This window comes from Mycobacterium sp. 852002-51613_SCH5001154 (genome assembly GCF_001667425.1).
Lineage (GTDB): Bacteria > Actinomycetota > Actinomycetes > Mycobacteriales > Mycobacteriaceae > Mycobacterium.
Genome location: NZ_LZII01000058.1, coordinates 1 through 24,457, shown reverse-complemented (window position 1 = coordinate 24,457; position 24,457 = coordinate 1). Strand labels below are relative to the sequence as shown.

The window sequence follows — 24,457 nt, the reverse complement described above, 5'->3', positions numbered from 1 at the left end:
ATCAACGGATGATAGTTCCAGGCAGCAAGGTTCACCTCCGACTACGGGCGGGAAGCTTCCAGCAATTCCTCGAGCGCTTGGTTCAACAGGCCCGGCAGCAGCTCGACGTCGCTCATCGCTTCGCGGTCGGCATTGATGCCGAAGTACAGCATGCCGTTATACGACGTCACGCTGATGGCCAGCGCCTGGTTGTGCAACAGCGGTGGGACGGCGTAGGTCTCCAGCAACTTGGTGCCGGCGATGTACATCTGCGACTGTGCCCCGGGCGCGTTGGTGATCAGCAGGTTGAACGTCCGCCTGGAAAAGCTGGGGAAGCTGGTGGCCACCCGAATACCCATGGCGTGCAGCGTGGGTGGCGCAAATCCCGACAGCGTGACGATGGTCCTGGCGTCCACCAGGCGCGCGGCCGTCGGGTTCGATTCGGTGGCATGCGCGATCTGCGACAGCCGCACCACCGCGTTCGGCTCCCCCACCGGCAGGTCGACCAGAAACGGCGTCACCTGGCTGATGGCCTGACCGGGGCCGGTCGCATCGAGCTGACCGTCGGCGTAGATGGGCAGCGGCGCCATGGCCCGCACCGTCGCGGTCGCCGACACAGCCACCCCGCGTGACATCAGCCAGCTGCCCAGGGCGCCGGCGATCACCGCGAGCACCACGTCGTTGACGTCGCAGTCGTACCGGGCGCGCACGGTGCGGTAGTCGTCGAGGTTGCCGCATGCGACCGTGAAGCGCCGGTGGCGCGACACGGTGGCATTGAGCGGGCTGCTGGGTGCGGTGCCGCGCGCCACGGTGCGCGCGAAATCGAGGACCCGGCGGCCGGCGGCGAGCAGTTCGCCATGGTTGGTCGCCAGGCCGCCGATGGCCGAACCGACGGCCTGCAGCTGGGTGCCCGGCCCCACGAACCAGTCGCCGATGGCCCCGAAGATCAGCCGCGCGCCACCCGGGTCGCGTTCCGGCACCCAAATGTCTTCGGGGAAGGACGGCGGGCGCTTGGTGCGATCGGCGATGACGTGGTTGATCTCGAGCGCCGTCATGCCGTTGATGAGGGCTTGATGCGACTTGGTGTAGAGGGCGACGCGGTTCTTGGACAGGCCCTCGACCAGATACATCTCCCACAGCGGCCGCGACTTGTCCAGCGGCCGGGCGGCCAGCCGGGCGATCAGCTCGTGCAGTTGTTCGTCGCTGCCCGGGGAGGGCAGGGCGGAGCGCCGGACGTGATAGGTGATGTCGAAGTCGCCGTCGTCGACCCAGACGGGCCGGGCCGATCCCACCCGCACCTCCCGGACCCTTTGCCGATAGCGCGGAATTTGCGGCAGCCGCCGCTCGATGGTGGCCAGCAGCGTCTCGTAGCTCAATCCGGCGCGCGGTCGGCGCAGGATCGACAGTGATCCGACGTACATCGGGGTGGCCGTGTTTTCCAGCCGAAAAAACGCCGCGTCCGATGGGGACAGCCGGGTCACCATAGGGCGCAGTCCTCCTCACCGAATCATTGCCCTGTTGCTGAAGGAGATGTTGCGCCCACGGTAATCGTCCGGCGGGGCAGCGTCCGAGCGCGGGTACGCGCGGGCCCGAGTTGTGCCATGATGACCACTGCCTGCCACTCTCCAGCGGGCTCCCGGTTCGACCGAAGAGTTGGAGAGTGCGCGTTGAACATCAGTCCTGTCGCGGGTCCACCCGGCGCGTTCGCCGTCCTACCCGTCGTCGACTACGAGCCCCCGGCACAAGACGTACCACGAAGCGTCGCTTCCTGCCTGTCGTCGCGAGCGCCGTTGCGCAGGCGCAGCGCCCACCCGCCGCATCTTCCCTGCCCGCCCGGCAGGCAGCCGGCCGAGGAGCCGCGGGCCGCGATATCGGAGCCGACGCGGCAGGCCGCGATATTCGCCGACGCGGCGCTGCGCCGGGTGCTGGAGGTCATCGACCGCCGCCGCCCCGCCGCCCAGCTGCGCCCGTTGCTGACGCCAAGCCTGGTGGATTCCGTCGTCTCGATGGGCCAGGCGGCCGCCGGTCAGCAGGGCGCGGCGGTGCTTCGGCGGCTGCGCCTGCAGCCGGCCGGTCGGGACCCCGAGGCCGCGGCCGAGGTTTCCGGCTCGTATAGCCGCGGCAACCGGATCCACGCCATCGCCTGCCGCATCGAGCGGGTGTCCGCCGGCGCCGGCGCCCGCTGGCTGGTGGTGGCCTTGCACATCGGTTGATCGCGAGGTCAGTGCGGGGCCCCGGCAGTCGGTACCAGCGGGCCGCCCGTGTAGCGGGTCAGCACCGGCCCGACGATCGCCATGATGAACACGTACGCCGTCGCCAGCGCGGCGACCGCGGGGATCGACGTGCCCGCCAAGCCGATGATGATCAGCGAGAACTCTCCCCTGGCGACCAGCGCGGTGCCCGCGCGCAGTTGCCCGCGCCGCGCGACTCCGTCGCGCCGGGCGGCGAAGATCCCGGTGGCCACCTTGGTCGCCGCGGTCACCGCGGCGAGGATCAGCGCCGCGGGAAGCATCGGGATCAGCGCGTGCGGATCGACCGAGAAGCCGATAGCAAGGAAGAAGATGGCGGCGAACAGATCCCGCAGCGGCCCCAGCACCCGGCGCGCTCGGTCCGCCGTTTCCCCGGTCAGCGTCAGCCCCACCAGGAACGCGCCGACCGCGGCCGACGCATGCAGGGATTCGGCCAGCGCCGCCACGATCAACGTGATGCCCAGCACCCGCAGCAGCAGCTGTTCGGAGTCGGGGTGCTCGACCAGCCGGCCGACATGGTGGCCCCAGCGGTAGGACGCGGCGAACGCCGCCAACAGCGCGGCCACCGCCACCACCATGCCGACGACGGCGTGCAACCAGCCGCCCCCGGATGCCAGGACGGCGAACAGCGGCAGGTAGGCCGCCATCGCGAAGTCCTCGAGGACCAGCACGGAGAGCACCGCCGGCGTCTCCCGGTTACCGAGCCGGTGCAAGTCCTCCAGCAGCCGCGCGATGACACCCGAGGAGGAGATGTAGGTGACGCCGGCCAGGCACAGGATTGCCACGCCGTCCAATCCCAGCAGCCAGCCGGCGATCGCGCCGGGCGCCGCGTTGAGGACGATGTCGACCCCCGCCGACGGCAGGTGGTGGCGCAGGCTGGCGGCGAACTCGGCCGCGGAGAATTCCAGGCCCAGGGTGAGCAGGAGCAGCACGACGCCGATGGGCGCGCTCGTGGTGATGAACTGGCCGCCGGCATCCAGCGGCAGAATCCCGCCCTTACCCAGCGACAGGCCCGCCAGCAGGTACACCGGGATCGGAGACAAGGCGAATCGGCGTGCGATGGCGCCCACTACGGCCAGCGTGGCCAGGAGGGCGCCGAGTTGTAACAGCAGCGCCCACGAAACCTGCACCGGCTCAGCCCTTGTCGATGATCTGTTCGACGCCGGCGATGCCGTCCTGGGTGCCGATGACGATCAAAACATCTCGGGCATAGAGCATTTCGGCCGGACCCGGCGAGGCGAGCACTTCCTCGTTACGCACGATCGCGACGATGGAGGCGCCGGTGCGGGTGCGGGCGTGGGTGTCGCCCAAGGGATGGCCCACGAAGGGGCTATCGGCCAGGATGTGGACCTGCCCCGTCTCGAGTCCGGGTATTTCGCGGGCCAGCTCGGTGAACCGCTCCGCGATGCGCGGTGCCCCCAGGATCTGGGCCACCGCCTCGGCCTCTTCGTCACTGAGGTGCAGGAGCGGCCGGGCCTCGTCCGGGTCCTCCCGGGCATAGACGACGACCTCGAAATCGCCGCTCCGCCGCGCAATGATGCCGATGCGGTCGCCTTTGTGATCAGTGAATTCGTAGCGAAGGCCGACGCCCGGCAGCAGCACCTCCTTGACATCCATCCGTCAATCCTGACAGGTCGGCCGCAGGCGCCGCACCCGATCGCCGAGCTGCTAACGAATTACAAAGATTCAGCCCTGCCGGGCAATGCTCGTGGCCTGGCGGCGCGGAATCGGCAGCAGCATCGACACCTCGCGGCGGTACTCGCGGTACGGGTGGCCGAGAGACGCGACCAGGTCACGCTCCTCGAGCTGCGTGGCGATCAGGATGTAGGTCGTCATGCCGATCGAGAACAGCAGGTGCCCCGCCGTCATGGCCGGCGCCGCCCAGAACGCGATGAGCATCCCGAGCATCAGGGGGTGGCGCACCACGCGGTAGAGCAGTCGTACGCGGAATTCCACGCTGGTGTAAGGCTTTTGGCGCGACGCCAGATATACCTGCCGGAGCCCGAACAAATCGAAATGGTTGATCAGGAACGTCGCCAGCAGCGCAATCGCCCAGCCGAGCCAGAACAGCGCCCACAGCACCGCGCGGGCCGCCGGCATCCGCACATCCCAGATGACCGTTGGCATCGTTCGCCACTGCCAGTACAGCAGGGCCAGCACCACACTCGACAGCAGCACGTAGGTGCTGCGTTCGATCGACGAAGGCACAAACCGCGCCCACCATCGCTTGAACGCGGGCCGGGCCATCACGCTGTGCTGGACGCCGAACAAGACGACCAACGCCACGTTGATCGGTATCGCCGCGGCGACGGGCGCCGCGAGCCCATGGTCGACGCTTCGGGGCACCACGAGGTTGCCCACGAAACCAATGAGATACAGAAAGGCCGCGAGGAAGAGCAGGTACGCCGCGGCGCCGTAACCAAGCGTCAAGTATCGATTCATGGGGTTAAGTGTCCGCCGGCCAGGCACGTTCGGATATAGGTCGTTTGCCTCATCTTCCGCGAGCCGGGCCCTAGGCATTTTTGACTAGTCCGTTGCGCAGCGCGTACGTGCTGGGGCCTCAAATTTTCCGGCACCGCCGAGCGTGAAGCCAGCCGCACACTCGGCGCCGAACGTGAAGCCAGCCGCACACTCGCGAAAAGGTGGGGGCTAGCGCCGTTTCACCGATTTGGGCGGCTTGGCGCCGCGGCCCTGCCGGCGGGCGGCTTCCCGCCGCTCGCGCCGGCTCGCCCCGCCGGGAACCCCGGCCGGGGCCTTCCCGTCGCCGCCGTTGCGCTGCACCTGCGCCGAGCCGTCCTCCGACGGCCCGGAGTAGGTCATGGCCGGCGCCTCGTTGTCAATGCCCTTGGCACGCAACTGAGTTGGGGGCTCTTCCCGCGCGGGCGGGGTGGCCTCGCCCTGGTCTGCGGCGGTTGCGAGATCCTTGAGCCCCTCGGGCGTTTCCACCGGCGCGACCTGCGGGGACGGCACCGCCTCGACGGTGACGTTGAACAGGAAGCCGACCGACTCCTCTTTCATGCCGTCGAGCATGGCCATGAACATGTCGTAGCCCTCGCGCTGGTACTCCACCAGCGGATCGCGCTGCGCCATCGCGCGCAGCCCGATGCCTTCCTTGAGGTAGTCCATCTCATAGAGGTGCTCCCGCCACTTGCGGTCGATGACGTTGAGCAGCACGTTGCGCTCCAGCTGCCGCATCGCGCCCTCGCCCGCGAGCTCTTCGAGCTCGGCTTCCCTTGTGGCATAAGCACGTTCGGCGTCTTTGAGCAGCTCGTCGAGCAACTCCTCGCGGGTGAGGTCGTCGCGCTCGGAGTCACCGTCCAGACGCATCAACGTCTCGTGCTCGATGCCGACCGGGTACAGCGTCTTGAGCGCCGTCCACAACGCCTCCAGGTCCCAATCCTCGGCGTAGCCCTCGGCCGTCGCGCCGTTGACGTACGCGGTGACCACGTCGCGGACCATGCCCAGCGCCTGATCCTTGACGTTCTCGCCTTCCAGGATGCGGCGACGCTCGGCGTAGATGACCTTGCGCTGCTGGTTCATCACCTCGTCGTACTTGAGGACGTTCTTTCTGACCTCGAAGTTCTGCTGCTCGACCTGCGTCTGCGCGCTCTTGATCGCCCGGGTGACCATCTTGGCCTCGATCGGCACGTCGTCGGGCAGGTTCAGCCGGTTCAGCATCGCCTCCAGCGCGGCTCCGTTGAACCGGCGCATGAGCTCGTCGCCCAGCGACAGGTAGAAGCGCGACTCGCCCGGGTCACCCTGCCGGCCGGAGCGGCCGCGCAGCTGGTTGTCGATGCGACGCGACTCGTGACGCTCGGTGCCCAGCACGTACAGACCGCCGGCCTCGACCACCTCGGCGGCCTCCTTGCCGGCCTCCTCCTTGACCAGCGGCAGTTCCTCGTGCCAGGCCGCCTCGTACTCCTCGGGCGTCTCCACCGGATCGAGGCCACGCTCGCGCAGCCGCAGGTCGGTGAGGAAGTCGACGTTGCCGCCCAGCACGATGTCGGTGCCTCGGCCGGCCATGTTGGTGGCCACCGTGACCCCGCCGCGGCGGCCCGCCACGGCGATGATGGTCGCCTCCTGCTCGTGGTACTTGGCGTTGAGCACGTTGTGCGGGACGCGGCGCTTCTGGAACTGCCGCGACAGGTACTCCGAGCGCTCGACGCTGGTGGTACCGATCAGGACGGGCTGGCCCTTCTCGTAACGCTCGGCGACGTCGTCGACCACCGCGATGTACTTGGCTTCCTCGGTCTTGTAGATGAGGTCGGAGCAGTCGGTGCGGACCATCGGCTTGTTTGTCGGGATGGGCACCACGCCCAGCTTGTAGATCTCGTGCAGCTCGGCCGCCTCGGTCTGGGCGGTACCGGTCATGCCGGCGAGCTTGTCGTAGAGCCGGAAGTAGTTCTGCAGCGTGATGGTGGCCAGCGTCTGGTTCTCGGCCTTGATCTCGACGTGCTCCTTGGCCTCGATCGCCTGGTGCATGCCCTCGTTGTAGCGGCGGCCATAGAGCACGCGGCCGGTGAACTCGTCGACGATGAGCACCTCGCCGTCGCGGACGATGTAGTCCTTGTCGCGGTTGAACAGCTCCTTGGCCTTCAGCGCATTGTTGAGGTAACTGACCAGCGGTGAGTTGGCGGCCTCGTAAAGGTTGTCGATGCCGAGCTGGTCCTCGACGAACTCGACGCCCAGCTCGTGCACGCCGACGGTGCGTTTGCGCAGGTCCACCTCGTAGTGGACGTCCTTTTCCATCAGCGGCGCCAGCCGGGCGAACTCGAGATACCAGTTGGAGGCCCCGTCGGCGGGCCCGGAGATGATCAGCGGGGTGCGGGCCTCGTCGATCAGGATGGAGTCGACCTCGTCGACGATGGCGAAGTTGTGCCCGCGCTGCACCAGGTCGTCGAGCGAGTGCGCCATGTTGTCGCGCAGGTAGTCGAAGCCGAACTCGTTGTTGGTGCCGTAGGTGATGTCGGCGGCGTAGGCCACGCGGCGCTCGTCCGGCGTCATCTGGGCGAGAATCACGCCGACGTCCAGGCCGAGGAAGCGGTGCACACGGCCCATCCACTCGCTGTCGCGTTTGGCCAGGTAGTCGTTGACCGTGACGACGTGCACGCCCTTGCCGCCGATCCCGTTGAGGTAGGCCGGCAACACCGAGGTCAGGGTCTTGCCCTCACCGGTCTTCATCTCGGCGACGTTGCCGAAGTGCAGCGCCGCGGCGCCCATCACCTGCACGTCGAACGGGCGCTGGTCGAGCACCCGCCAGGCCGCCTCGCGGGCCACCGCGAACGCCTCGGGCAGCAGGTCGTCGAGGCTTTCACCGTCGGCGTGCCGCTTCTTGAACTCGTCGGTCTTGGCCCGCAGCTCCGCGTCGGTCAGCTTTTCGACCTCGTCGGACAAGGTGTTGACGTAGTCAGACACCCGCTTGAGACGCTTGAGCATGCGACCTTCGCCAAGGCGCAGCAACTTCGACAGCACAGCTATGTCCCCTGTTGGTAGGAGTCTCTTCTCTTAAGCGACTCCCATGGTAGGTGACAACCCCCCAAAGGCCGTCGTAGCGGCGATCGCAAGCGCGGCACCGCCGGGCGCTGCGGGCCGCCGCCCGAAGGCCCCGTCAGGAAAGCCTGATCAGCCCGTAGTCGTAGGCGTGCCGGCGGTAGACCACGCACGGCCGTTCGGTCTGCTTGTCGTGGAACAAGAAGAAGTCGTGCCCGACGAGCTCCATCTCGTAGAGCGCGTCGTCGACCGTCATCGGCGTGGCCGGGTGCTCCTTTGTCCGCACGATCCGCCCTGGCTCGTGGCCGGCGTCGGCGCCGTCATGGTCGACGGCTGGCTCCGGCATGCGTTCCTGCCGCGGCGGCGGGACGACCGCCGTGGCGGCGGCCAGCGACACCGGCGTCTTGTCGCCGTAGTGGACCTTGCGGCGGTCCTTGACGCGACGCAGCCGGTTCTCCAGTTTGTCCACCGCGGACTCGAACGCCGCATAGAAGCTGTCGGCGCAGGCCTCCGCCCGGCTGACCGGCCCGCGGCCGCGGGCGGTGATCTCCACGCGTTGACACGATTTGCGCTGGCGCCGGTTCGGCGCGTGTTTGAGCTCGACATCGAAGAGATAGATGGAGCGATCGAACCGCTCGAGGCGGGCAAGTTTCTGGGAGACGTACAGCCGGTAGTGGTCGGGAATTTCTACATTGCGGCCCTTGAAAACGACTTCGGCAGTGGTCGTCGGTTGAGGTTGGCCGTCGGTTTGCGTCGGCGGTTGGTCGAGAATCTGACCGGAATCCACGGATAGCCTTGACATACGTGACAACTCGTTTCTCTTTCACGTCGCACGCGCCCTGCGTGCCCGGCTTGCTAACGACGCGCCGACGAGGTGGGAGAGCGGTCCTTAGGAGAAGTCACCGCCGCAGAGTGCTCGCCGATGCAAGGTGTCGAATACTCACCCCTTCCCGCGAGTGGGGTCTCAACTTTGGGAATGTCGCGACCAGTGAGGCAGACCAGTGAGTTGGTTAACGTTGTTCTCGACGTTAGCTCTTGTTCGCCTCGCCATGCCACTAATTTCGCTGAGCTGTTGCGAGTTCTTCACATCCGCTTGGCGACCGCACAGCCTCACGCGACAGCGACCGCCAACACGGCGGTCGCCCGGACGCCCGCGGCGTCCAGCACTCGCACCGACTCGCGGGCCGTCGCCCCGGTGGTGACGATGTCGTCGACGATCAAAACCTCGGTTCGCGGCGGTGTTCCGCGCAGCACCACCCGCCCCGTGACATTGCGCTCGCGGGCGGTGATGCCCAGGCCCACCGAGTCGCGAACCAGGGCCCGCATCCGCAATGCCGGGGCGACGGCGATGCCCGGGTGGCGGCCCACCGCGGTGCGCGCCAGCCGGGTGACCGGGTCGCCGCCGCGCCGGCGCGCCGCCGAACGACGCGTCGGCGCGGGCACGACGGTCAGCGGGGTCTCGACGATTCCCCACGACAGCAGCCGGTGCACGCCGGTGGCCAGCGCGACCGCCAACGGCCCGACGAGATCGACGCGGCCCTGCTCCTTGAGGGCCAGGATCGCTTGCCGGCGCGCGCCGGCGTAGCGCCCGAGGGCGAACACCGGCACCTGCGGGTCGATCCGGGGGTTCACCACGTGCGGTTGGTCGGCGGCCACCGACAGCTCCCGCGCGCACGCGTCACACCATCGGGCCGACGGCGCCCCGCAGCCGCCGCACTGCAGCGGCAGGATGAGGTCGAGCATGGGGCCAGTGTCGCGGGCGGGACCGACAAGGCCTTGGCCGTCTCAGCCCGGCAGCACCGGCGCCGCGCCGAACAACGTCAAACCCGGCACCTCCGACCAGCCCTGCTGGCTTTCGGCCGCCGAGGCCGAATACTGCAGCACCCCTTGGGGTGCGCCGACGTAGACCGTGGACGGGTTGGCCGCGACCGTGATCACCGGCATCTGCAGACCCCGGGCGGGCGCGTCCGAGTTCACCCCGTCGAGGTTGACGTACGACACCGGATGGCTGGCGTCGGTCCGGGTCACCACGATGTCGTCGCCGGTTCGCCAGGACAGCGACACCACCGAGTTGCCCAGCCCGAAGCCGAGCCGCCGCGGGTAGGTCAGCGCGTACTGGCCGGCCTGCGTCTGCTCGACGCTGGCCAGGATCACCTGGCCGCCGATCACCATCGCGGCGCGCGTGCTGTCGCGGGACAGCTGCAGGTCGGTGATCGGCCCCGGGAACCGGGTGGACACCGCGACGGAATCGACCGGGATGCGGGCGGGTTGCCCCGACGCCGGCTCCTGGATCGCGCGCAGCACGTTGTTGCCGTCCACCACCACCCAGACCGCGTCGTCCAACGACCAACTCGGCCGCGACAGGCTGTGCCCGTCGGCGGACTGGACCGCTTCGCCGCCGAGGTCACCGATCCACAGCGACGCCGCCTCGTCCGGGGCGCCGCGGTGCAGCGTGACGACGGACGCCACCTGCCGCCCGCTGCGCGACAGTGCGGCCCCGGTCTGATCCCCCATCCGCCCGAAGGCCCCCGGCACGTTGCTGATGCGCTGTCCGTCCAGGCCGACCAGCGAGCCGTTCACCAGGGCATGCAGCCCGGCGCCCGCGCCGTCCGCCACGCCCGGGTCGGTGGCGGCGACGTCGGAGGTCGTCCACCCCTCGGCGAACCGGTCGTCCAGCGGCGCACCGTCGGCGTTGATGACGTAGGGACCCCGGATATCGGCCCTGGCGAGCGTCCAAATGATCTGCGCGGCAAGCAGTTGCCGGCTGTGCGGATCGGTGGTGGACAGCTTCTCCAGATCGATGCGCGCGCCGCCGTAGCCGCGCCCGATCCCGTTCTTGCCGCCGTCGGCGCGGGTCACCGGTCCGCGCAGCCGCAGCGGCGGGGCGAGCAGGTTGCGGACCGTGTGGGCCATCTCCGGCCGCGGCCCCGCGATCATCTTGGACACCAGCTCGGTGGCCAACTGATCGTGGTCGGCGACCGCGACGTAGCGCGGATCGGGGACCACGGTCTTGCCGGTGGGGTCGGCGAAGTACAGGGTGTTGCGCTTGTAGGTGGACTGAAACTGCTGCCAGTCCAGGAAGACCCCGTTGGGCAGGCGGTCGATCCGCCACCCGCCCGAGGTCTTGACCAACTCGATCGGACCCGGGTCGGGCAGCACCCCCTCGGCGGTTTCGAACACCCCCATGTCCGACAGCGATCCCAGGATGTCCGCCCGCATGGTCGCCGAAACACGTTCGGCGGCACGGGTTTCCACGAACACCACGTGGTCGATCAGCAGCGCGCTACCGGCGTCGTCCCACGCGTTGGACGCCGACTGGGTGAGGAACTGCCTGGCCGCCAGATGCCGGTTCGCGGGATCGGCTGTGGCCTTGAGGAATTCGCGCAGCAACACGTCGGGGTCCATGCCCGGCGTCGGCTTGGGCAGATTCGACGGGGCCGGCCGTTCGACGGTGCCGATGGCTTGAGGCGCCGACGAGCTGGGCACCCCCGCGCAGCCGCCCAGCAGCAGCGCCACCAGCAACAACCCGAGCAGGCGCCGCATCACCCGCTCCTCTCGGCGTGTTCACGTTGGCGCGAGCGGTCTTTCGCGGTTGGCGGGCCCGCCGGATTCGCGCCGGCGGTCGGCGGAATGGGCTTCATGGGCAGCGGGCTGGTGGTGACCTTGTGGCCGCGAACCAGCGGAAGTGTGAGCCGGAAGCACGAGCCCTCGCCCGGCTCGCCCCAGGCCTCCAGCCGGCCCTGGTGCAGGCGCGCATCCTCCACGCTGATCGCGAGGCCAAGCCCGGTGCCGCCGGACCGGCGCACCCGCGACGGGTCGGCGCGCCAGAACCGGCTGAACACCAGCTTCTCCTCGCCGGGCCGCAGCCCCACCCCGTAGTCGCGGACGGTGACGGCGACGGTGTCCTCGTCGGCGCCCATCCGGATCTGCACGGGCTTGTGTTCGGCGTGGTCGATGGCGTTGGCGATCAGGTTGCGCAGGATCCGCTCCACCCGCCGGGTGTCGACCTCGGCGATCACCTCCTGGTCGGGCAGGTCGACGAGCAGCTCGATGCCGGCCTCTTCGGCCAGGTGGCCCACGTTGCTCAGCGCGCTTTGCACGGTGGTGCGCAGATCCACTGCCTCGACGGACAACTCGGCCACACCCGCGTCGTGCCGGGAGATTTCCAGCAGGTCGTTGAGCAGCGACTCGAACCGGTCCAGCTCGTTCACCATCAGCTCGGTGGACCGCGCCAGCGTGGGGTCGAGGTCGGCGCTGTGGTCATAGATGAGGTCGGCGGCCATCCGCACGGTGGTCAGCGGGGTGCGCAGTTCGTGGCTGACGTCGGAGGTGAACCGGCGCTGCAGGTTGCCGAACTCCTCGAGTTGGGTGATCTGGCGCGACAGGCTCTCGGCCATGTCGTTGAACGACACCGCCAGCCGGGCCATGTCGTCTTCGCCGCGCACCGGCATCCGTTCGGACAGGTGCCCCTCGGCGAAGCGTTCGGCGATCCGCGACGCCGACCGCACCGGCACCACCACCTGGCGCGAGACCAGCAGCGCGATCCCGGCGAGCAGCACCAGCAGGACGGCGCCGCCAGTGATCATGGTGCCGCGCACCAGCGTGATGGTGGCCTGCTCGTTCTTCAACGGGAAGATCAGGTACAGCTCCAAGTTGGCAACCTGGGACGACGCGGGCGTGCCCATGACCAGCGCCGGACCGGAAAAGCCGTCGGTGTGCACGGTGGCGTACTGGTACGACGCCTGCCCGGCCTTGACGAAGCCGCGCAGGGAATTCGGCACCTGGTCGACGGGCCCGGCCGTGGTCGCCGCGCGCGGCCCGTCGCCCGGCACGATCAGCACCGCGTCGAACGCTCCGGCCAACCCGGCGCCCGACGCGGGGTCGGTCTTGGACGTCAACGTGTTGCGGGCCAGCTGCAGGCTGCTGTCCAGCGAGCGCGTCTCCTCGCCGCTAACGATCCCGCCGACGGTGGTGCGCGCGCGCTCGATCTGTTCGATGCCGGCCTTGACCTTGACGTCGAGAACCCGATTGGTCACCTGGCTGGTCAACACGAAGCCGAGCGCCAGGATCACCGCCAGGGACAACCCGAGCGTCAGCGCCACGACACGCAGCTGCAACGACCGGCGCCACGCAACGGCAACGGCTCGACTCACCGCACCCACGCCGCGAGTCATGGGGCCGGAGCGCCCCCAACGGCTCCGAGTGCGTCGCCGGGAGCCCCAGATCAATGACGGCGCTCCTCAGCATCGCTCCGTTCTGCATCGTCTCCGATGCGGATCACGGAGGTCCGGCCTTGTAACCCACTCCTCGAACGGTCAACACCACGGTCGGGTTCTCAGGGTCTTTCTCAACCTTGGCCCGCAGACGCTGGACATGCACGTTCACCAAGCGGGTGTCCGCTGGGTGACGGTAGCCCCACACCTGTTCGAGCAGCACATCACGAGTAAACACCTGCCGCGGTTTGCGCGCCAACGCGACCAGCAGGTCGAATTCCAGCGGTGTCAGGGAAATCTGCTCGCCGTTGCGGGTCACCTTGTGCGCCGGCACGTCGATCTCGACGTCGGCGATGGACAGCATCTCGGCCGGCTCGTCGTCATTGCGCCGCAGCCGCGCGCGCACCCGGGCCACCAGCTCCTTGGGCTTGAACGGCTTCATGATGTAGTCGTCGGCGCCCGACTCGAGGCCGAGGACCACGTCGACGGTGTCGGTCTTGGCGGTGAGCATCACGATCGGCACGCCCGAATCGGAGCGCAGCACGCGACAGACGTCGATGCCGTTCATGCCCGGCAGCATCAGGTCCAACAACACCAGATCGGGGCGCAGTTCGCGCACCGCAGTCAGGGCCTGGGTGCCGTCACCGATGACCGCGGTGTCGAAACCCTCCCCACGCAACACGATGGTGAGCATCTCGGCGAGCGAAGCGTCGTCATCGACGACTAAGATCCTTTGCCTCATGGAGTCCATGGTGTCACCAGATCGGGACAAACCCGGCGCGCCACACGGGCGTTTCTTGCGCCGAGCCGCAAAAATGGATGCAAATTCGGTCAAATTCCGGTGCTCGACGCTCCCGGCGTGCCCTCCCGGGCGGTTGCGGGGACCTCTTTGGCGCCGATGAGGGTGGCGGCCAGCCGGTCCGGATCGACCTGCGCGTCGGCGACCAGCCAGGGTCCGCCCCAGCCCGCGGCTGCCAGCTCGGCGTAGACCGCGCCCGTGCGCAGCTGCAGTTCGTGGTCGCGTTCGTAGCTGTCGCGCGCCCGGCCAGGGTCGGACTCCGCCCGGCTGCGGGCGCGCTGCCCGGCCAGCTCGGCCGGCACCGCCAGCAGCACCTGCCAGTCGGGGGCGGGCAGCCCGAGCCGCCGGTACTCCAGCTCGAGCACCCAGGCGGCCGCCGCCCCGCCCGCATCCTCGTGCAGGCGCGCGGCGCTGTAGGCCGCGTTGGATGCGACGTAGCGATCCATGATGACCACGTCGTGGTCGCGGCGCAGGGCCTCGATGTCCTCCACGGCGCCCGCCCGGTCGAGGGCGAACAGCAACGCCATCGCATATACCGATGACGCGAGATCACCGTGCTGGCCGTGCAGGGCCTCGGCCGCGATGTCGGCGGTGACCGTTTTCCCGTAGCGCGGGAACGCCACGATCGCGACCGACTTCCCGGCCGCCTCGAAGGCTCTGCGAAGTCCGTCGGACAGCGTCCGCTTGCCCGCGCCGTCGACCCCTTCGATCGCGATCAGCACGGCGCCGAGCCTATCGGGCCGACGAGCGTGAAGTTACTTTCACACTCGGTGCCGAACGTGAAACTAGTTTCACGTTCGGCAGAGCGACCCGGCTCAGTAGCGGTAGTGGTCGGCCTTGTAGGGGCCGTCAACGTCGACGCCGATGTACTCGGCCTGCTCCTTGGTGAGCTTGGTCAGCTTGCCGCCGAGCGCCTCGACGTGGATGCGGGCCACCTTCTCGTCGAGGTGCTTGGGCAGCCGGTAGACCTCGTTGTCGTATTCGTCGTTCTTGGTCCACAGCTCGATCTGGGCGATCACCTGGTTGGAGAAGCTGTTGCTCATCACAAACGACGGGTGGCCGGTGGCGTTACCCAGGTTCAGCAGCCGCCCCTCGGACAGCAGGATGATCGACTTGCCGCTGTCCTTGAACGTCCACACGTCGACCTGCGGCCGGATGTTCGTCTTGGTCGCGCCCGAGCGCTCCAGTTGGGCGACCTGGATCTCGTTGTCGAAGTGCCCGATGTTGCCCAGCACCGCATAGTCTTTCATCGCCTTCATGTGCTCGAGGGTGATGATGTCCTTGTTACCGGTGGCGGTGATGACGATGTCCGCCTGGCCGATCGCGTCCTCGACCGTCTCGACGTCGTAGCCCTCCATCAGGGCCTGCAGGGCGTTGATCGGGTCGATCTCGGTGACGACGACGCGCGCCCCCTGGCCCTTGACCGACTCGGCGCAGCCCTTGCCCACGTCGCCGTAGCCGCAGACCAGCACCTTCTTGCCGCCGATGAGCACGTCGGTGCCGCGGTTGATCCCGTCGATCAGGGAGTGCCGGCAGCCGTACTTGTTGTCGAACTTGGACTTGGTCACCGAGTCGTTGACGTTGATCGCCGGGAACGCCAGGTCACCGGCCGCGGCGAACTGGTACAGGCGCAGCACGCCGGTGGTGGTCTCTTCGGTGACACCCTTGACCGACTCGGAGATCTTGGTCCACTTGTCCTTGTCGGTCTCGAAGCGCTTGCGCAGCAGCTCCAGGAAGACCTTCCACTCGGTGGGGTCGTCGTCCTCCGCCGGGGGCACCACGCCGGCCTTCTCGTACTGCGCGCCGCGCAGCACCAGCATGGTGGCGTCGCCGCCGTCGTCGAGGATCATGTTGGCCGGCTCGTCCGGCCAGGTGAGCATCTGCTCGGCCGCCCACCAGTACTCCTCCAGCGTCTCGCCCTTCCAGGCGAACACCGGGACGCCCTTGGGCTCCTCGGGTGTGCCGTGCGGGCCGACGACCACCGCGGCGGCGGCGTGGTCCTGGGTGGAGAAGATGTTGCACGACGCCCACCGGACCTGCGCGCCCAGCGAGACGAGGGTCTCGATGAGGACCGCGGTCTGCACGGTCATGTGCAGCGAGCCCGAGACCCGCGCCCCCTTGAGCGGTTGCACTTCGGCGTACTCGCGGCGCAGCGACATCAGACCCGGCATCTCCTGCTCGGAGAGCTCGATGTCCCGGCGACCATAGTCCGCCAACGACAGGTCGGCGACCTTGAAATCGATGCCGTTGCGGACGTCGGCGGTCAGCGAACTTTCGGTCGTCGTCATAAATCTCATTCCTTCTGCGGCTTAGGGTCCAAGAGGATTACTTAGCTTAGGTATGCGCTCTTGCGCCACTGTAGTCGGCGGCCGCGGGGGCAGCAGGCGTCAGGGCACGTTGACGACGCCGTGACGTTCCGCGAACGGCGTCATCAGCCGGGCCAGGTCCGCCGCGACGTCGTGGTCGGCCTCGGGCGGCATCGACACGTAGCTCATCGCCAGCCGCACGATGGCGCGCGCGAGCACGCCGGCGTCCTCGTCACTGGTGGCCACCCAGCTTTGGGTGAATGCCGCACTCAGCCGTTCCGACGCCCGCGTGATGATGGGTCCGCTGTCGGTGGTGATGATCTGCAGCAGGTCCGGCTTGGCGACACCGGTCAGCAGGGAGATCACCAGCGGGTCGGCCGCCGACTCCGCGAAGAAGGCGCGAAAGCCCTGCAGGAACGCTTCATAGATGTTGCCGACGTTGGCCTCGATCGCGCCCCCGACCGCGTCGACGAGGCGATCGGCCAGGCGCAGGGCGTAACCCTGCGCCAGGCCCTGCCGCGACCCGAACTCGTTGTAGATGGTCTGCCGGCTGATGCCCGCGGCGCGGGCCACGTCCGAAAGCGTGATGGCGGACCAGTCGCGGGTCCCCAGCAACTCGCGCATGGCGTCCAGCACCGAGTCGCGCAGCAGGACGCGCGACGCCTCGGGGTACGGCATCCGCTTCACAGGCGCGACAATAGCTGCTTTTGCGACCGTTTCCGCTTCTTCAACCGTGTTCGTGGCGATCACGAACGGGCGATCTCCACCATCTCGAAGTCGGATTTCGCGGCGCCGCAATCCGGGCAGCTCCAGTCCTCCGGGATGTCGTCCCAGCGGGTTCCGGGCGCGATGCCGTCTTCCGGCCAGCCCTTGGCCTCGTCGTACTCGAACCCGCACTGCACGCAGATGAAGAGCTTGTAGTCGGTCACTGATTCACTCCTACCGTTTCGAAGTCGGCCTTCTCGCGCACCGCGCAATCGGGGCAGCACCAGTCGTCGGGGATGTCGCTGAAGGGCGTGCCCGCCGGAAAGCCTTCCCGCGGGGCGCCTTTCGCTTCGTCGTAGATGTAGTCGCAACCCGGGCAGCGGTAGGCGATCATGCGCGCACCCCGTAGCGCGCCAGCACCCGCTCGCGCATCCGCGGGTGGATGTTGACCTTGCTGATGTCGCCGTCGTAGTGCTCCAGCACCCGGTGGTCCATCACCTTGCGCCACAGCGGCGGGATGTAGGTCAGCGAGATCATCGACGCGTACCCGCTCGGCAGGTTGGGCGCCCCCTCCATGCTGCGCAGCGTCTGGTAGCGGCGCGTGGGGTTGGCGTGGTGATCGCTGTGCCGTTGCAGGTGGTACAGGAACAGGTTGGTGACGACGTGGTCGGAGTTCCAGCTGTGCACCGGCGCGCAACGCTCGTAGCGACCGTTGGCGTTCTTCTGCCGCAGCAGCCCGTAGTGCTCGAGATAGTTGACGGCCTCGAGCAGGCTGAAGCCGAAGACGGCCTGGATGATCACGAACGGGATGAGCGCCGGGCCGAAGACCGCGATCAGCACTCCCCACAACACGATCGACAACAGCCAGGCGTTGAGCACGTCGTTGGACAGATACGTCACCGGGTTCCACGGGTTCTTGTCTTGCCGGCGCAGGCGCTGGGCCTCCAGCCGCAGCGACGAGCGCAGGCTGCCGAAGACGCTGCGCGGCAAGAACTCCCAGAAGGTCTCTCCGAAGCGGGCCGACGCCGGGTCTTCCGGCGTGGACACCCGCACGTGGTGGCCGCGGTTGTGCTCGATGTAGAAGTGGCCGTAGCAGGTCTGCGCCAGGGTGATCTTGGACAGCCACCGCTCCAGCGCATCCTTCTTATGGCCCATCTCGTGGGCGGTGTTGATGCCCACGCCGCCGAGGACGCCGACCGACAGCGCCACGCCCAGCTTGCCCGCCCAGCCCAGCGCGCCGTCGTAGCCCAGCCAGCTCAGGTTCGAAGCGGTGAACAGGTAGGCGCCGAAGACCACGCTGAGGTACTGGAACGGGATGAAGATATAGGTGCAGTAGCGGTAGTACTTGTCGTTCTCCAGCTGCTCCATCACCTCGTCGGGCGGATTCTGCCCGTCGGGCCCGAATCGCAGGTCCAGGATCGGCAGCAGGACGTAGACCAGGATCGGACCGATCCACAGCAGCGCCTGCGAGCCGGTCTGCCAGCCGAGTCGGTTCATCCCCCAGACCAGCGGCAGCACCACGAACAACGCAGTCGGCGCGATCAGCCCCATCAGCCAGAGGCGCCGCTTCTTGTCGCGCCAGACGGGCGGGTCGGCCGCTTCGGGCGTCACCTGCGGTTCGAATGTGGTCATATGCCAAACCTCCTTGTGAGTCACACCACGTTGGAGATTGACAATATCGCCATATGCGTCTCGTGTCTAGACACAAGACGTCATTTTGTAAAGCTGACCGTTTAGGGCACGGCGCCGGGCTCGGCACCCGCCGGCGCTTCGACGCCCTCCGACTCGCGGCGGCCCTGCACCGAGTGCCGGTATCCGTAGCCGGCGTAGATCGCGGTTCCCACCACCAGCCAGACGCCGAACCGCACCCAGGTCAGCGCGGTGAGGTTGACCATCAGCCACACGCACGCGCAGATCGAGGCGATCGGCAGGGCCGGAACCCAGGGGGCCCGGAAGCCGCGCTCCAAGTCGGGGCGGGTGCGGCGCAGCACCATGACGCCGGCCGAGACCAGGATGAACGCGAACAACGTTCCGACGTTGACCATCTCCTCGAGCTTGGCGATCGGGAACACCGACGCCGTGACGGCCACCACCAGCGCGACGAGCACGGTGATCCGCACCGGGGTGCCGCGCGAGCCGGTCTTCGCCAGCTGACGCGGCAACAGCCCGTCGCGCGCCATCGCGAACAGCACCCGGCACTGGCCGAGCATCAACACCATCACCACGGTGGTCAGTCCGGCCAGCGCCCCGATCGCGATGATCTTGCTGGCCCAGTGGATTCCGTTCGCCGTGAACGCCGTGGCCAGATTCGCCGGCTTGTGGCCGGGGACGGTCTTGAGCTGGGTGTAGGAGACCATCCCGGACAGCACCACCGAGACGGCCACGTAGAGCACGGTCACGATCGCCAGCGACGCGAGGATCCCCCGCGGAACGTCGCGCTGGGGCCGCTTGGTCTCCTCGGCCATGGTCGCGACGATGTCGAACCCGATGAACGCGAAGAACACAATCGATGCGCCCGCCAGCACGCCGTACCAGCCGTAGTGGCTGCTGTGCGCCCCGGTGAGCAGCGACAGCACCGACTGGTTGACGCCCGAGGCCTCGTGCCCGGCTTCGGGCTTGGGAATGAACGGCGAAAAGTTGGAGGACTTGATGTAGAAGGCGCCGACCACCACGACCAACAGCACCACCGAGACCTTGATGCCGGTGATGATCGCGGAGAACCTCGACGACAGCTTGGTCCCCAGGGCGATCAGGGTGGCCACCCCCGCGACGATGAGCAGCGCGCCCCAGTCCAGATCGAAAGACCCGAGGCTGCTTGTGCCGCCGGCGAATCCGAACACATTGCCCAGGTAGCTCGACCAGCCCTTCGCCACCACCGCCGCGCCGATCGCCAGCTCCAGCAGCAAATTCCAGCCGATGATCCAGGCCAGGAACTCCCCGAACGTGGCATACGAGAAGGTGTAGGCGCTGCCCGCGACGGGCAGCGTCGAGGCGAACTCGGCGTAGCACAGGGCCGCCAGCGCGCAGGTGACCGCGGCGATGATGAACGAAATCCAGATCGCGGGGCCGGTGATGTCGCCGGTCGTCGACGCGGTCACCGTGAAGATCCCGGCGCCGATCACCACGGCGACCCCGAAAACGACCAGGTCGAACCAGGTCAGTTCCTTGCGTAGCCGGGTGTCTGGCTCGTCGGTGTCGGCGATCGATTGTTCTACCGACTTCATGCGCCATCGGTTGGCCATCCGCCGCCCTTTCCCATTCACTGGGACCCATTGGTCCGTGACAGTACTGGGTACTCTGCCGAGATGCCGGACACCAAAGCAAACACCAGGGACCATGCGGTGGTCATCGGGGGCAGCATCGCCGGCCTGTGCGCCGCACGGGTGCTCTCGGATACGTATTCGCGCGTCACCGTCTACGAACGCGACGACTTGCCGAGCACACCGACGAACCGGGCGACGGTCCCGCAGGACCGGCACCTACACATGCTGATGGCCCGCGGCGCAATGGAGTTCGAGAGCCTGTTCCCCGGGCTGCTGGAAGACATGGTGGCCGCCGGCGTGCCGATTCTGGAGAACAGGCCCGACTGCATCCACCTCGGCGCCGCGGGCCACGTGCTCGGGACGGCGCACACCCTGCGCGACGAATTCACCGCCTACGTGCCCAGCCGCCCGCACCTGGAGTGGCAGTTGCGCAAACGAGTCCAGAACACGGACAACGTCACAATGGCGCGCCGCTCCGTGACCGAACCGCGGTTCGATCCGGCGCGCCAGCGGGTGACCGGGGTGGTGCTGGATCCCGCCGACGGCGGCGAACCGGAATTCGTCGGGGCCGACCTAGTCGTCGACGCGGCCGGGCGGGGCACCCGGCTGCCGGTGTGGCTGGAGCAGTGGGGGTACGAGCGCCCCAGGGAAGACCTGCTCGACATCGGCATCTACTACGCCACCCAGCAGTTCCGCATCCCCGAAGGCCTGATCGCCGAGAAGGTGGTGGTCGCCGGCGCCTCACACGACAAGTCGCTGGGGCTGGGCATGCTGTGTTACGAGGACGGGACCTGGGTGCTGACCACCTTCGGGGTGGCCAACGTCAAGCCGCCGCAGACCTTTCCCGAGATGCTGGAACTGGCCGAAGAGCTGGTCCCGGCGCATGTCAACGCGGCGCTGAAGCAGGCCGACCCCATCGGGGAGCCCGCGTTCCACGCCTTCCCGGCCAGCAAGTGGCGCCGCTACGACAAGCTGGACCGCTTGCCGGCGGGCATCATCCCTTTCGGCGACGCCGTCGCCAGCTTCAACCCCACCTTCGGGCAGGGCATGACAATGACCTCGCTGCAGGCCGGTCACCTACGCCGCGCCCTGCAGTTGCCGGACGACGAGGTGGCCGTCGCATTGAACCGAGCGACGGCCAAGAGCACGTTTCCGGTGTGGACGATGAACGCCATCGGCGACGTCACTTTCCACCACGCCGGCACCAAGGGGCCCATCCCCTGGTGGTGGCGGCCCTCCGGTGCGCTGTTCGACCAGTTCCTGGGGGCCGCGGAAACCGATCCGGTTCTGGCGGAATGGTTTTTGCGCCGCTTCTCGCTGCTCGACAGCCTCTACATGGTTCCGCCGCCGCGCATCGTCGGACGCACCATCGCGCACAACCTGCGGCTGTGGCTGGGCGAGCGCCGTCAGGCCGCGAAGGACCGGCGGGCCGTTACAGCCCTACAGTCGCCCTGAACAGCTTGGTGGGCTCGCGCGCGACCAGCCGGATCGGGGCGTCGTCGGCCGCCACCCAGGCGGCCATCCCCCGCTGCAGGGTCAGCGACCCGGACTTGCCGTGCACGGTCGTGCAGCCCTCGGCGCACAGCAGGATCTGCGGACCCTCGTGGCTGCACGAGGCGTCGACCTCGTGGCCCAGATAGTCGCCGTCGAGTTCGAGCAGCGCGACCGCGAACTCGTCGGCCGGGGTCTCGTAGATCAGGCCGAAGCCCTCGCGGCGGATGTGGGGCCGCACCTGGGCCTCGGTGGTCGGCGTGAAGTTCAGCACCCGCAGCAGCTCGGGGACGTCGACGTGCTTGGGGGTCAGGCCGCCGCGTAACACGTTGTCGGAGTTGGCCATGACCTCGACGGCGAAGCCCCGCAGGTAGGTGTGCAGGCTGCCGGCCGACACGAAGATCGCCTCGCCCGGGGCCAGGGTGATGCGGTTCAGCAACAAGGCCGCCAGCACCCCGGCGTCGCCCGGATAGCGTTCCCCGAGCTCCAGCACCGTCTTGACCTCCCCGGCGAATTCCGTTGCGCCGGAGCTGATGTACTGGATGGCACCGTCCAACACGGCCGGCACCAGCACGTCGATGTCGGGCTGCGGTGCGGTGATCCAGGTGGTGAACAGCGCGCGCAGGCCGTCGGCGTCGGACTGGTCGCTGAGCAAGTCGATGAAGGGGTCGAGGTCGGAGACGGCCAGGGCCCGCAGCAGCTCGACGGTGCGGGAGGCCTGCCGGAATCCGGCCAGCGCCTCGAACGGCTGCAGCGCCACCAGCAGCTCGGGTTTGTGCGAGGTGTCGCGGTAGTTGCGCACCGGGGAGGACAGCGGAATGCCCAGCCGCTCCTCACGCAGGTAACCCTCGGCCGCCTGCGCCGCGCTCGGGTGGGCCTGCAGGGACAGCGGCTCGTCGGCCGCGAGGACCTTCACCAGAAACGGCAACACGTCACCGAACCGGGCGCGCGCCCCGGGGCCGAGCTGCCCTTCCGGGTCGGCGACCAGCGCGTCGAGCAAGGACACCTCGCCCGCGTCGGTTTCCAGCCAGGCCGGGTCGCCCGGGTGCGCGCCGAACCAGAGCTCGGCCTCAGGATGAGCGGCCGGAACCGCACGCCCGGTGAACTCCGCTATGGCGGTACGCGATCCCCAGGCGTAGGTCCTCAAGGCTCCGCGAAGCAGTTCCACTGTTCTATCTATCCCCGCACCAGCCGCGCGTAAACCGCGGCCATCTCCAGTCGAACGGCCAATACTGCCAGTTGCTGCTCTGCGCTGATGGCGCCACCCAACGCCGGCGCGACCGTCGAGCCCGCCGAGCCGCCGGGCCCGTCCGGCACATCTTCGGCGGCGATCAGATACACGTCGTCAAGCCCGGCGGTCCGGGCCGCCACGACCGGTTGTTCGGCGGACAAGGTGAGCGCCAGCACCAGCGGGCGCGCGGGCAGCGGCCCGTCGATCTGTTCGTCGTGGAACAGCGCTTCGGCGGGGTCCCGGAAGCCGCCGGACACCCCGGCGCGAAGCGCGACTACCGCATCCGACAATCCGGTGGCGCCGACCACCTGGTGGGCGATCCGCAGCAGGACCGAACTGCCATGCCGGGCCAGCGCCAGCGTCGCGGCGCAGTCGCCGGCCAGCGCCACCTGTCGGTCGGCGATGCGCGCCGCAATCGTCTTGGCCGGGTTGGTGAACAGTTCGCGGGCCGCGCTGTTGCGCAGCGCCTCGGCGTCCAACTGGTCGGCCAGCGCGCCCAGGTCGATGCCGGGTCGCTGGTCCACGCTTTGCATCACGGCCAGGCCGGCGGCCAGGTAGCGGCACAACCCGAACTCGTCCGGGAGCGGAAGCCGCGGCGCCAGCACCGCCGCCCGGCCGGCCGTGGCATCCCGCAACGGACCCTCGTAGGGCGAAACGACGACGACCCGCGCCCCGCGGCGTGCCCCGGTCGCGGCGGCGGTGACCAGCGCCGGGTCGCCGGGGTCGTCGCCCGCGACGATCAACACATCGAGCGGGCCGATCCACGGCGGAACCTCGGCCGTCTGCACGATCGGCTCGGACGCCGCACCGCCCACCGTCGCGACCACCATGGCGCCGGCGGTTTCGGCGGCCCCGCGACCGGCGACCCAGATCAGGCTGCGCGGTCGGTCGTCGGCCCGTAGCGCATCCAGCGCGCCCTCGTCGACGGCGGCGGCAACCGCGCGCACCTGCGCGCCGGCCGACGACGCCGAGCGCAGCAGGCCATCCCGGTCGGCGGCCAGCAGGCCCTCGGTGTCCTCCAGATCGATCGCCCGGACCGCGCTCACGGCGCGGCCCCGGCGGGCGCCGACTGCGCGTGGATCTGCCCACTGATCTGGGCGACCACCGCGTCGACGTCCTCGGTGCTGCGCGCCTCCACGTTGAGCCGCAGCAACGGCTCGGTGTTGGAGCTGCGCAGGTTGAACCAGCTGCCGTCGCCCAGGTCGACCGTCACCCCGTCCACGTGGTCGATGGAGTGGATCCGGCTGCCGAAGGACTTCAGCACCGCCTCCGTGCACAGCGCGGCGTCGGCCACCGTGAAGTTGATCTCGCCGGAGGATTCGTAGCGCTGGTAGTCGGCGGTCAACTCCGACAGCGGCCGGTCCTGCTCGCCGAGGGCGGCCAGCACATGCAACGCGGCGAGCATTCCGGAGTCCGCACCCCAGAAGTCGCGGAAGTAATAGTGCGCCGAGTGTTCGCCGCCGAAGATGGCGCCGGTGTCGGCCATCATCGCCTTGATATAGGAGTGCCCGACGCGCGAGCGCAGCGGCGTGCCGCCGCGTTCGGTGACCAGCTCGGGCACCGCCCGCGACGTGATCACGTTGTGGATGATGGTGGCGCCGATCTCGCGCCCCAGCTCGCGGGCGGCCACCAGGCTGGTCACCGTCGAGGGCGACACGCCCCGGCCGCGTTCGTCGACGACGAAGCAGCGGTCGGCGTCCCCGTCGAAGGCCAGCCCGATATCGGCCCCGC

21 protein-coding genes and 1 pseudogene are annotated in these 24,457 nt (G+C 68.5%); 2 read left to right on the top strand and 20 right to left on the bottom strand.

The window, feature by feature from the left end; genetic code table 11:
• Positions 1-41: 41 nt before the first annotated feature.
• Positions 42-1,463 (bottom strand): wax ester/triacylglycerol synthase family O-acyltransferase, encoded by a 1,422-nt coding sequence (locus tag A5750_RS16315; RefSeq protein WP_066956225.1) that lies wholly within the window; start codon positions 1,461-1,463, stop codon positions 42-44.
• A gap of 183 nt (positions 1,464-1,646) precedes the next feature.
• Between A5750_RS16315 and A5750_RS16310 the strand changes: the two genes are divergently transcribed.
• On the top strand, positions 1,647-2,192 hold the full coding sequence (locus tag A5750_RS16310) for an Rv3235 family protein (protein ID WP_067264249.1): 546 nt from the start codon (positions 1,647-1,649) through the stop codon (positions 2,190-2,192).
• A gap of 8 nt (positions 2,193-2,200) precedes the next feature.
• On the opposite strand, the gene A5750_RS16305 is transcribed toward A5750_RS16310, so the two are convergent.
• The 16 genes from A5750_RS16305 to A5750_RS16230 form a co-directional block, all read right to left on the bottom strand.
• Positions 2,201-3,358 (bottom strand): cation:proton antiporter, encoded by a 1,158-nt coding sequence (locus A5750_RS16305; RefSeq protein ID WP_067264246.1) that lies wholly within the window; start codon positions 3,356-3,358, stop codon positions 2,201-2,203.
• A 4-nt stretch (positions 3,359-3,362) separates the two neighbouring features.
• Entirely contained in the window at positions 3,363-3,845 is a 483-nt protein-coding gene (locus A5750_RS16300; RefSeq protein ID WP_066956234.1) for a cation:proton antiporter regulatory subunit, read from the bottom strand.
• Between the two features lie 69 nt (positions 3,846-3,914).
• Positions 3,915-4,670 (bottom strand): methanethiol S-methyltransferase, encoded by a 756-nt coding sequence (gene mddA / locus A5750_RS16295; protein ID WP_067264242.1) that lies wholly within the window; start codon positions 4,668-4,670, stop codon positions 3,915-3,917.
• Positions 4,671-4,877: 207 nt separating this feature from the next.
• A complete protein-coding gene (gene secA / locus A5750_RS16290; protein ID WP_067264238.1) occupies positions 4,878-7,700 on the bottom strand; it encodes a preprotein translocase subunit SecA in 2,823 nt (940 codons plus the stop codon).
• A gap of 136 nt (positions 7,701-7,836) precedes the next feature.
• Positions 7,837-8,505 carry a ribosome hibernation-promoting factor, HPF/YfiA family gene (gene hpf / locus A5750_RS16285; RefSeq protein ID WP_066956243.1) on the bottom strand — a complete coding sequence of 223 codons (669 nt, stop codon included), beginning with the start codon at positions 8,503-8,505 and terminating at the stop codon, positions 7,837-7,839.
• A 323-nt stretch (positions 8,506-8,828) separates the two neighbouring features.
• The gene (locus tag A5750_RS16280) at positions 8,829-9,461 is read right to left on the bottom strand and encodes a ComF family protein (RefSeq protein WP_067264235.1); all 633 of its coding nucleotides are present in this window, start codon (positions 9,459-9,461) and stop codon (positions 8,829-8,831) included.
• A gap of 42 nt (positions 9,462-9,503) precedes the next feature.
• Positions 9,504-11,261, bottom strand: coding sequence for an MtrAB system accessory lipoprotein LpqB (lpqB, locus tag A5750_RS16275; protein ID WP_197505439.1), 1,758 nt, complete (start codon positions 11,259-11,261; stop codon positions 9,504-9,506).
• Positions 11,261-12,946: an MtrAB system histidine kinase MtrB gene (mtrB, locus tag A5750_RS16270; protein WP_082959133.1), complete on the bottom strand. Its 1,686-nt coding sequence runs from the start codon at positions 12,944-12,946 to the stop codon at positions 11,261-11,263. The genes lpqB and mtrB overlap by 1 nt, the downstream gene beginning before the upstream one ends.
• Before the next feature lie 49 nt (positions 12,947-12,995).
• Positions 12,996-13,682: a two-component system response regulator MtrA gene (mtrA, locus tag A5750_RS16265; RefSeq protein WP_046187325.1), complete on the bottom strand. Its 687-nt coding sequence runs from the start codon at positions 13,680-13,682 to the stop codon at positions 12,996-12,998.
• Positions 13,683-13,762: 80 nt separating this feature from the next.
• Positions 13,763-14,452 (bottom strand): dTMP kinase, encoded by a 690-nt coding sequence (locus A5750_RS16260; protein WP_067264228.1) that lies wholly within the window; start codon positions 14,450-14,452, stop codon positions 13,763-13,765.
• Positions 14,453-14,545: 93 nt separating this feature from the next.
• The gene (gene ahcY / locus A5750_RS16255; RefSeq protein WP_066956256.1) at positions 14,546-16,018 is read right to left on the bottom strand and encodes an adenosylhomocysteinase; all 1,473 of its coding nucleotides are present in this window, start codon (positions 16,016-16,018) and stop codon (positions 14,546-14,548) included.
• Positions 16,019-16,117: 99 nt separating this feature from the next.
• On the bottom strand, positions 16,118-16,714 hold the full coding sequence (locus A5750_RS16250) for a TetR family transcriptional regulator (RefSeq protein ID WP_156664345.1): 597 nt from the start codon (positions 16,712-16,714) through the stop codon (positions 16,118-16,120).
• 68 nt (positions 16,715-16,782) lie between these two features.
• Positions 16,783-16,965: a rubredoxin gene (locus tag A5750_RS16245; protein WP_066956259.1), complete on the bottom strand. Its 183-nt coding sequence runs from the start codon at positions 16,963-16,965 to the stop codon at positions 16,783-16,785.
• Positions 16,962-17,135: a rubredoxin gene (locus A5750_RS16240; protein WP_067264221.1), complete on the bottom strand. Its 174-nt coding sequence runs from the start codon at positions 17,133-17,135 to the stop codon at positions 16,962-16,964. The genes A5750_RS16245 and A5750_RS16240 overlap by 4 nt, the downstream gene beginning before the upstream one ends.
• Positions 17,132-18,373, bottom strand: coding sequence for an alkane 1-monooxygenase (locus A5750_RS16235; RefSeq protein ID WP_066956264.1), 1,242 nt, complete (start codon positions 18,371-18,373; stop codon positions 17,132-17,134). Before A5750_RS16235 ends, A5750_RS16240 begins: the two co-directional genes overlap by 4 nt.
• A 101-nt stretch (positions 18,374-18,474) precedes the next feature.
• Positions 18,475-19,983, bottom strand: a complete 1,509-nt coding sequence (locus tag A5750_RS16230) for an APC family permease (protein ID WP_067264218.1) — start codon at positions 19,981-19,983, stop codon at positions 18,475-18,477.
• Positions 19,984-20,082: 99 nt separating this feature from the next.
• Between A5750_RS16230 and A5750_RS16225 the strand changes: the two genes are divergently transcribed.
• Positions 20,083-21,459 carry an NAD(P)/FAD-dependent oxidoreductase gene (locus tag A5750_RS16225; protein ID WP_197505444.1) on the top strand — a complete coding sequence of 459 codons (1,377 nt, stop codon included), beginning with the start codon at positions 20,083-20,085 and terminating at the stop codon, positions 21,457-21,459.
• Here the strand turns inward: A5750_RS16225 and manA are convergent.
• From manA to manB, 3 genes and pseudogenes are all read right to left on the bottom strand, one after another.
• Positions 21,437-22,663 (bottom strand): mannose-6-phosphate isomerase, class I, encoded by a 1,227-nt coding sequence (manA, locus tag A5750_RS16220; protein WP_066956273.1) that lies wholly within the window; start codon positions 22,661-22,663, stop codon positions 21,437-21,439. The two genes, A5750_RS16225 and manA, sit on opposite strands and share 23 nt — an antisense overlap.
• 8 nt (positions 22,664-22,671) lie before the next feature.
• Positions 22,672-23,772, bottom strand: coding sequence for a TobH protein (locus A5750_RS16215; RefSeq protein ID WP_066956276.1), 1,101 nt, complete (start codon positions 23,770-23,772; stop codon positions 22,672-22,674).
• Positions 23,769-24,457 (bottom strand): annotated as a pseudogene (gene manB, locus A5750_RS16210) (phosphomannomutase/phosphoglucomutase); the annotation flags it as partial. The pseudogene manB and the gene A5750_RS16215, both read right to left, overlap by 4 nt.

Bases quoted from the DNA above. Each gene is read 5' to 3' on its own strand.
- A5750_RS16315 (WP_066956225.1), bottom strand. From the start codon at position 1,463: ATGGTGACCCGGCTGTCCCCATCGGACGCGGCGTTTTTTCGGCTGGAA.
- A5750_RS16300 (WP_066956234.1), bottom strand. From the start codon at position 3,845: ATGGATGTCAAGGAGGTGCTGCTGCCGGGCGTCGGCCTTCGCTACGAA.
- mddA (WP_067264242.1), bottom strand. From the start codon at position 4,670: ATGAATCGATACTTGACGCTTGGTTACGGCGCCGCGGCGTACCTGCTC.
- A5750_RS16280 (WP_067264235.1), bottom strand. From the start codon at position 9,461: ATGCTCGACCTCATCCTGCCGCTGCAGTGCGGCGGCTGCGGGGCGCCG.
- lpqB (WP_197505439.1), bottom strand. From the start codon at position 11,261: ATGCGGCGCCTGCTCGGGTTGTTGCTGGTGGCGCTGCTGCTGGGCGGC.
- mtrA (WP_046187325.1), bottom strand. From the start codon at position 13,682: ATGGACTCCATGAGGCAAAGGATCTTAGTCGTCGATGACGACGCTTCG.
- ahcY (WP_066956256.1), bottom strand. From the start codon at position 16,018: ATGACGACGACCGAAAGTTCGCTGACCGCCGACGTCCGCAACGGCATC.
- A5750_RS16250 (WP_156664345.1), bottom strand. From the start codon at position 16,714: ATGCCGTACCCCGAGGCGTCGCGCGTCCTGCTGCGCGACTCGGTGCTG.
- A5750_RS16240 (WP_067264221.1), bottom strand. From the start codon at position 17,135: ATGATCGCCTACCGCTGCCCGGGTTGCGACTACATCTACGACGAAGCG.
- A5750_RS16235 (WP_066956264.1), bottom strand. From the start codon at position 18,373: ATGACCACATTCGAACCGCAGGTGACGCCCGAAGCGGCCGACCCGCCC.
- A5750_RS16230 (WP_067264218.1), bottom strand. From the start codon at position 19,983: ATGGCCAACCGATGGCGCATGAAGTCGGTAGAACAATCGATCGCCGAC.